We start from the raw sequence: 8,004 nt of genomic DNA, 5'->3' as shown, positions 1-8,004 counted from the left end.
GCATGCCAGCCGCCGAAGAACGCTGACCGAAAGAAAATCCGAGAAACGCCGCTTACACCGAATATCGGACAGTCCCCTCAGTTAAGGGTGTGGCTGTTGGGTCAAGTGTGACGTGTGCGGCGTGTCGGTGAGTTGAAGGCAGCGGAACTCCCGGTATTGATGGGTGTCCTCGTAAGACGACCCTTCACCAGGGAGTTCCGCTGTCTGTTCAGTCTGTCATTCGTGGTTCGGTGCTGGTTGCTGCGGGTCCGTTCGCGCCCGGTCACCTCGGTGAGTTGACCCAGATCGTCCCGTTCGAGATGGTCGATGCGGTGCTGGAATCGACCCGGACGGTGCAGGCCAGGGTCCGGGCGTTGCCGTCGCGGGTGGTGGTGTACCTGCTGCTGGCGGCGGCGCTGTTCGCTGAGCTCGGCTACGGCCAGGTGTGGGCTCGGATGACCGCGGGCCTGGACGGGATCAGCGTCGCCGATCCGGTGTCCTCGGCGTTGGCGCAGGCCCGTCGCCGCATCGGTGTCAAACCGCTGCGGGAGCTGTTCGACCTGGTCCGCGGCCCCGCCGCCGGTGCGGCGCGATGGCGGGGCCTGCTGGTATGCGCGATCGACGGCACGTCGATGTTCACCCCCGACACCCCGGCGAACCTGGCCGCCTTCGGCCGGGTCGGCGGCGGCAACGGCCCCTCGGGGTATCCGATGCTGCGGATGCTGACGGTGGTCGCGTGCGGCACCCGCACCGTCCTGGACGCTGTCTTCGGCGCCTTGAGCATGGGCGAAACCAACTATGCGCCCAAGCTTTTGGGCTGCCTGCACCCAGGCATGCTGCTGCTCGCCGACCGTAACTTCGCCGCCACCGACCTGATCAAGCAGGTCGCCGCCACGGGCGCCGAGGTGCTGTTCCGCGCCAAAGCCAACCGCAAACTCCCCGTGATCAGCCACTGCGGCGACGGCTCGTGGCTGTCGCGGATCGGCGCGACGCCCATCCGGGTGATCGACGCCCAGGTTGTCGTGCGACTCGCCGGCGGCCCATGTCGCACCGAGCGCTACCTGCTGATCACCACCCTGTCCGACCACCGGCGCTACCCCGCCACCGAACTGGTCGCCCTCTACCACCAGCGCTGGGAGATCGAAACGTCCTATCTGGAACTGAAATCCACCATCCTCGGTGGCCGGGTGCTGCGCGCCCGCACACCCGACGGGATCGCCCAGGAGATCTATGCCCTGCTGGTCACCTACCAAGCGCTGCGCATCGCGATGTCTGAGGCCACCGGCACCGACACCGCTGACCGCGCGGGCTTCAGCATCGCCCTCAACACCGCCCGCGACCAAGTCATCCAGGCCGCCGGCGTCATCGCCGACACCACCATCGACTTCATCGGCAAGATCGGCCACGCCGTACGCGATCACCCACTCCCGGCCCGCCGCCGCCGAACCAGCCCCCGCGTCGTCAAACGCGCCATCTCCAAACACCGGGCCAAAGGCCCCATCGACCGCAACAGCTACCAGATCACCGTCGACGTGACCATCAACAGCCAGTTGACAACCGGCCCATGAACTTAACTGAGCGGCATTGGGCCTAACCCAGCGGGCGCAGGACGATCGGCATGCCGTCCGTCGGGATCGGCATCCCGCCGTAGTCCCAGCGTGGCTGGTAACCCGGCCGGGCCAGCTCGAGCTGGTAGCGGCGCAGCAGCCGGTGAATGACGGTCTTGACCTCCAGATGCGCGAACACCAATCCGATGCACTTGTGCGCCCCGCCGCCGAACGGGGCAAAGGCGTAGCGGTGCTTTTTGTGCTCGGCCCGCGGTTCGGCGAAGCGCTCGGGATCGAACTTGTCCGGTTCGGTCCACAATTCGGGCAGCCAGTGGTTCATCGACGGCCAGATCAACAGCAGGGTGTCGGCCGGGATGTAATAGCCCAGCAGGTCGGTGTCGCGCACAGTTTGGCGCATGACGAACGGTAGTGGGGTCACCATCCGCAGCGACTCGTTCATCACCAGATCCAGTGTCTCCAGTTTCTCCAGCGACTCAATGTCCAGCGGGCCATCACCCAGCCGGGCCGATTCGTCGCGGCACCGTTCTTGCCATTCTGGGTGGGCGGCCAAGTTGTACGCCATCGTGGTGATCGTCGACGTCGCGGTGTCATGAGCGGCCATCAACAAGAAGATCATGTGGTTGACGATGTCCTCGTCGGCAAAGCTGTTGCCGTCCTCGTCTTGGGCGTGGCACAGCACGGTGAGCATGTCGCTGCCGTGGGCGTTGCGGCGTTCCTTGACCCGCTCGGTGAAGTAATCATCGAGGACCTTTCGACCGCGCACGCCGCGCCACCACTTGAACGGCGGGACGGGGTAGCGGATGAACGCGGCACCGCCGCGGGTGGTAATCGTGAAGGCATGATTCACCTTGGTGACCAGGTCATCGTCACTGCCCGGCTGATGGCCCATGAACACCATCGACGCCACGTCGAGGGTGAGCTTCTTAGTCGCTGGGTGCAACAGGAACCGCGCATCGTTGACCGGCCAGTCAGCCACGACGGCCGTCACCACACGGTCGATGTGCTCGACGTAGCCGGCCAACCGGGCGCGGGTGAAGGCCTCCTGCATGATGCGCCGGTGATATAGGTGCTCGTCGAAGTCCAGCAGCATCAGGCCCCGATTGAAGAACGGACCGCAAATCGGGTACCAGCCCTTCTGTGAAAAGTCCTTGTTCTTGTTGGCGAACACGGCCTGAGTGGCATCCGGCCCCAAAACGTTGACCGAGCCTAAAATCCGCACGTCGGAAAAAAACAGCGGGCCGTGCTGCTGGTACAGGCGCAGCGCGAAGTCGGGTCCCCCGCGGTACATCTCGATGCTGTGACCGAGAAGCGGCAGGCCCGAATTGCCCAGAACCGGCTTGAGGCCGCTGCCGACGGGTGGCTTCGCCAGCACCTTCGGCTTCCACTTGTGAGCGAGCGAGCGCTTCTCGATCATGCCCATGCCCGGAATGTTGTTCAGCGTCGGCGTGAACCGGCGACGCGCCTGATCGAGCAGGTAATGCGGGGTTCCGATGGCGGCCACCGACCCTCCTTGCGTAGGTAACAACAGGGTACGGTGTCCGTGGTGGACGTTGTTGGCAAATGAGTTGAGTGCTGGCCAGGACACACACTCCGAAACGCGCGGCTACCGGACAGTAGCCTGGATGCGTGGACAACAAAGTTTCCGTCAATCTCAGCGGTGCCGCGCAAACCATGCTGGCAACGTTGTACCTCAAGGCATTAGACAGCGATTTCGATCGCCCGGTCTTAGCCGATCGCTACGCGAAACATGTGGTCGGCCGCCTCGATTACGATTTCCGCGAAATGGGCATCCCCGCCAAGTGGGCGCCGCTGATTACCGTGCGCACCGCTCAGTACGACATCTGGACGCGCCAATTCCTCGCCGTCAACCCGCACTGCACAGTGGTGCATCTGGGCTGCGGTTTGGACGGCAGGGTGTTTCGGTTGAATCCGGGCCCGGGCGTGGAATGGTACGACGTCGACTACCCGGAAGTTATTGCACTGCGCACGAAAGTCTATCCGTCCCGCCCCGGATATCATCTGATCGCAGCGTCGGCGACCGATCCGTCCTTATTCGACCGCTTTCGCGTCGACCGCCCCATTCTGCTGATCGCCGAAGGAATCAGCATGTACCTGACCGAAAGCGACGGCATCGCACTACTGCGCCGCGTCGTCGACCGCTTCGAATCCGGTGAGTTGCAGATCGACTTCTACACTCGGCTGGGAATCAGGTCGCAAAAAGCCCACACGTTGGTGCGACGGACCGGGTCGACGCTGCACTGGGGCGTCAACAGTCCGCAACAGATCCTCGGCCACCTTCCCGGGGCCCGATTGCTGGCCGCCACAACATTGTTCGACGCGAGCACGTTTGCCCAGGCAGCTGCCGGGTTCAGGTTGGCGGGCGGAGCGCTTCGGGTGGCCCCGCCGCTGCGCCGGATACTGCAATACCATCGCTACGCCTTCGGACGGGTCAGCTGACCCCGCTGGCGGCGTGCTGCTCGGCGATGACTCGCAGCAGCGAATGTATCGTCTCGATCGATTTCTCCGGCCGCGGTGCATGGGTGTGATACTCGATTACCAATTGCCCGGCAAAGATATTGCTCAGATACATGTCGATTCCCGCGCTGACAGCAAAGAACAACTCGTCGTGGGTAGCAATGATTTCGACGTCCGGCGGTGTCCGTACCGGCGGCGCCAGACCGCCGTCGGTCAGCATCACGAGGTCGGGCAAGCCGGGAAAGTTCCCGACATATTGCGGGCTGGAATGCAGCAGCGACTGCTGCACCACACCATCGGAGAGGTCCGCCCGGAAAGTCTCGGCGATATCGCGGGCAAGGTCCACCACATCGGTGCTGTCGTCGATTTCGGCGAGATAAGCCGCCACGCCCAGGGGGTTTGTGCACGCGGTCGCAGATAGCGGAGGCGACAGGACATAGCGCAAATCGACCGGATAAATGTAGGGCACCGGGATATTCGTCTTGCCGCGAAGGCGCCATTCGGCCAACAGCAGAACCGCCGACAACAGGCCGTTCAGGCCAACCCGATTCGCGCGACCGAACGCGATCAGATCCTGCGTTTCCCGCTCGCTCAGTTGGCAGCGCACCATCGGAACCCGCAGCGGCGACGCCGGGGTGGCGCCACCCGCGGCCCGGCGGGACGGCGGCAGGTCGTAGGCGAACATCGCCGGCATGAACCGCTCCAGACCTGATCGCTGCTGCTTGTGGATGCCTCGCTGGGCCAGCACGGCTTCCAGTGATTCGGGCGCGGCGTGCACGGTGACCGGCCCGATCCGGCCGTTGCAGACCAGGTCGGTGTAGTAGGAGAACATCTCCTCGACCAGCTTGAACTCGTGGTGGCCGTCGGCAAGCGCGTGATGGACGTACAGCGTCGGTTGCGCGCCTTCGCCGCCGACGACCAACCGCAGATGGATCAGCGACTCGCTCTGGTTCAAGTGCACCGCCGGGCAGTCGCGCGCCGGATCGTCGGTCTCGATCACCTCGATTCCCGGGTGGACAAGATCGTCGACGGCGATCTGGTGCCGCCCGTCGTCGCCGCGTTCGAGGTGACCGCCCAAAACCGGGTGCGCCTCCAGCAGCGCATCGAAGGCAGCCGAGAAAGCGTCGGCGTCGACCGGCCCCTTCAGATGCGCGCCGACTCCCACGAAACATTGTGTCTCGGCGAAGATTTCCTCGCTACGCGACAGCTTGCGGATCACCGACGATGAAAACATTTCCCAACTCCATGACAATTCGCGAACACGGGGACTTCATCCCCGCATGCTGGCCCTTCGATATCCGATCGCCATCGGGACCGCGACGACAGCGGCGACGCCCGCCGACCAGAGCAGCACTGCGGTGACCGGCGCCAGCACCGGACCCCCCAGCGACAGTCCGCGCATCGCCTCGATGGAATAACTCATCGGCTGATGCGCCACGATGGGCTGAACCCAACGTGGATACTGGTCGAGCGGCACAAAGCCGGTGGAAAAGAACATCAGCAATCCCCAGACGACCTCGCTGGCTTCCACCACGATGGTGTTCGCCGCATACAGGGCCAGGGTGATGACGATCATGGTGAACGCCACCCCGAAAACAGCGGGGACGAACAGCCAGGCCACTGTCGCCAGGATCCCCTGCCGGAACCGCAGACCCAGCGCCAGGCCGGCGCACATGACGACCGCGGTGGTCGACACGATGCGGACCGCATCGGCCATCAGGCGGGCCAGCAGACTCGAAGCACGGTGCACGGGAAGCACCCATAACCGGGGAAGCAGTCCGTTGCTGCGTTCCCGCATCAGGCCGATCCCGCCGACCATCGATCCGGACATGGCCCCGACCATCGCGATCAACGGGACACTGCCGTACAGCGCGTCGTGACCGGTAACCCGCGAGATCGCGTCTCCCAACACGATATTCAACGTGACCAATAACACCACCGGCATGGCCAGCGACTCCAGGACGGTCGCGCGGTCGCGGCGCCACCGAACCAGCAACCGCCCGGCCAGCACCAAGGTGTTAGCCATCAGCCGCCGCGGTGAATTCTCCCGGGGGTCACGTCCCAGTTCCGGGCGTGGGTCACCGAATCCGCTGGGCGCCACGGCCGTCGTGTCCTGCGCGGCCACCGACATCATCGGCGCTCCAGCGCCACGCGACCGTGCAACGGAACCGCAATCAGCACCAGCGCCGCCGCCCACGCCAGTGCCGGGCCGACCACCGCCCAGCGCACGGCACCGGCGGCCGGCGTGCTGTCGCCGGCCAGCACCCGCAGCGCGTAGATGAACTGGGAGATCGGTTGATCGCGAACGAAAGGCTGGATCCAGGCCGGAAAACGTTCGACGGGTTGCAGTCCGACAGACAACAGACCGAAGATCAGTTGCGGCAACAGCATCAGGGGGATGGTGGCCTCCGGGTTGCGGTTCGCCGCGCCGATCAGATCGCCCTGCAGTGACAGGGCGACGCCGATCAGCAGCACCAGCAGGCAGAAACCAGCGGTGTGCGCCACGCCGCCGTAGAAGCGGAACCCGATCACGTAGCCGCACACCAACGCAAACGCGAACGCGGTGCAGCAGCGGTAGATGCTGGCCGACATGCGGGCGGCCAACGGGGTCAGCGGGGCAATCGGCATGGCCCGGAATCGGCGGTTGATGCCCAGGACCGAGTCGGTGGCCGACCGGAAAGCCGCCGACACGCCGGCGAACGAAACGGATTCCAGCGCGATCAGCGGCATGAGGTACTGCGCATAGCTGCTCATGCCCTGGCTGAAGGCGCCCATCAGGTGCTTGAGCGGAATATAGAAACCCACCGTGAACATCACCGACTGCGCGACTTGGGTGAGTACCTCGCCGTTGCGCAGCGTCGGGGTGATCATCCGAACCGTCAACACCCACCACTGTTGCAGAGTGGACGTCGACGGCCGGACCACTGCGTCCGACGACGACTGCTGCCGCTGCTGCTGCTCGACAGGGATCACCACGACACACCGCGTCTCATCGAGACCCACCGGCGACATCCGCGGTCGGCAGGTCGCGGGCGTCCCGGTTGGTCAGCGCAAGAAACACCTCGTCGAGTGAAGGCCGTCGCAATGCGATGTCGAGCAATTCGACGTTCGCCGTGTCCAATTGCGACAGCGCCCGCGCGAGGGTTTTCGGGCCATCCGGGGCGGGCAGCGCGATGCGGTCGGATGACGCCGTCAACGCGGCACGGTTGCGCTCCGGCAGCAGCGAACCGAGCGCCTGCGCCATGGCGGGCAGATCCGAGGCGTGCCGCGGCACGATTTCGCAGTACGTCGCGCCGGTCCGCTCCTTGAGTTCATCGGCCGTGCCCTCGGCGATGATCGTCCCGTGATCGATCACGATGATGCGATCGCTCAGCGCATCGGCCTCCTCGAGGTACTGCGTCGTCAACAGCGTGGCGATGCCGGCCGCTTTGAAATCCGACACCAGTTCCCAAATGCTCTGCCGGCTACGCGGATCCAGCCCGGTCGTGGGCTCGTCCAGGAATACCACCTCTGGGCGCACCACCAATCCGCAGCCGATGTCGATGCGTCGGCGCATCCCGCCGGAATAGGTACTGACGCTGCGGTCGGCGGCGTGCACCAGATCGAACTGATCGAGAAGTTCCTCGGCCCGGGATCGCGCACGCGACTTTTTCAGCCCCTGCAGACGACCGAACATCACCAGATTTTCCCGGCCGGTCAGCATGTCGTCGAGGGCGACGTGCTGACCGGTGAGCATCAGCGAGCGCCGCACCCCTGCCGGGTCGGACATCACGTCATGGCCGGCGACCTCTGCGTAACCGGAATCCGGCCGCGACAGTGTCGAGAGGATATCGACCATCGTCGTCTTGCCGGCGCCGTTGGGCCCCAGCAACCCGAGCACTTCGCCGCGCCCGACCTTGAAACTGATGTCGGCCAACGCGACCACCGAACCGAACGTTTTCCTGACCCCGTTGACAATGACCGCATCGTTGCTGCTCGTCAT

At 64.8% G+C, this 8,004-nt stretch carries 7 protein-coding genes; 2 read left to right on the top strand and 5 right to left on the bottom strand.

Features of this window, described 5'->3' with window-relative positions; all coding sequences use genetic code 11:
- The first annotated feature begins 230 nt into the window (after positions 1-230).
- The gene (locus ABDV69_RS03885; protein ID WP_343572013.1) at positions 231-1,547 is read left to right on the top strand and encodes an IS4 family transposase; all 1,317 of its coding nucleotides are present in this window, start codon (positions 231-233) and stop codon (positions 1,545-1,547) included.
- A gap of 22 nt (positions 1,548-1,569) precedes the next feature.
- Here ABDV69_RS03885 and ABDV69_RS03880 read toward each other — a convergent pair whose 3' ends face one another.
- Complete coding sequence (locus tag ABDV69_RS03880) at positions 1,570-3,048, bottom strand: cytochrome P450 (protein ID WP_343572012.1); 1,479 nt, start codon at positions 3,046-3,048, stop codon at positions 1,570-1,572.
- A gap of 125 nt (positions 3,049-3,173) precedes the next feature.
- Between ABDV69_RS03880 and ABDV69_RS03875 the strand changes: the two genes are divergently transcribed.
- Positions 3,174-4,004 carry a class I SAM-dependent methyltransferase gene (locus ABDV69_RS03875; RefSeq protein WP_343572011.1) on the top strand — a complete coding sequence of 277 codons (831 nt, stop codon included), beginning with the start codon at positions 3,174-3,176 and terminating at the stop codon, positions 4,002-4,004.
- Here the strand turns inward: ABDV69_RS03875 and ABDV69_RS03870 are convergent.
- Genes ABDV69_RS03870 through ABDV69_RS03855 form a run of 4 tightly spaced genes read right to left on the bottom strand, consistent with a single transcriptional unit; the run spans position 3,997 to position 8,004 of the window.
- Complete coding sequence (locus ABDV69_RS03870) at positions 3,997-5,256, bottom strand: acyltransferase (RefSeq protein WP_343572010.1); 1,260 nt, start codon at positions 5,254-5,256, stop codon at positions 3,997-3,999. The genes ABDV69_RS03875 and ABDV69_RS03870 overlap by 8 nt on opposite strands.
- 36 nt (positions 5,257-5,292) lie before the next feature.
- Positions 5,293-6,156: an ABC transporter permease gene (locus ABDV69_RS03865; RefSeq protein WP_343572009.1), complete on the bottom strand. Its 864-nt coding sequence runs from the start codon at positions 6,154-6,156 to the stop codon at positions 5,293-5,295.
- Positions 6,153-6,998 carry an ABC transporter permease gene (locus tag ABDV69_RS03860; protein WP_343572008.1) on the bottom strand — a complete coding sequence of 282 codons (846 nt, stop codon included), beginning with the start codon at positions 6,996-6,998 and terminating at the stop codon, positions 6,153-6,155. The genes ABDV69_RS03865 and ABDV69_RS03860 overlap by 4 nt, the downstream gene beginning before the upstream one ends.
- 13 nt (positions 6,999-7,011) lie before the next feature.
- Positions 7,012-8,004, bottom strand: a complete 993-nt coding sequence (locus ABDV69_RS03855; protein WP_343572007.1) for an ATP-binding cassette domain-containing protein — start codon at positions 8,002-8,004, stop codon at positions 7,012-7,014.

This window comes from Mycobacterium sp. (assembly GCF_039583785.1).
GTDB lineage: Bacteria > Actinomycetota > Actinomycetes > Mycobacteriales > Mycobacteriaceae > Mycobacterium.
The sequence above is the reverse complement of the archived record's forward strand: the minus strand, read 5'-3'. Positions and strand labels throughout refer to the sequence as shown.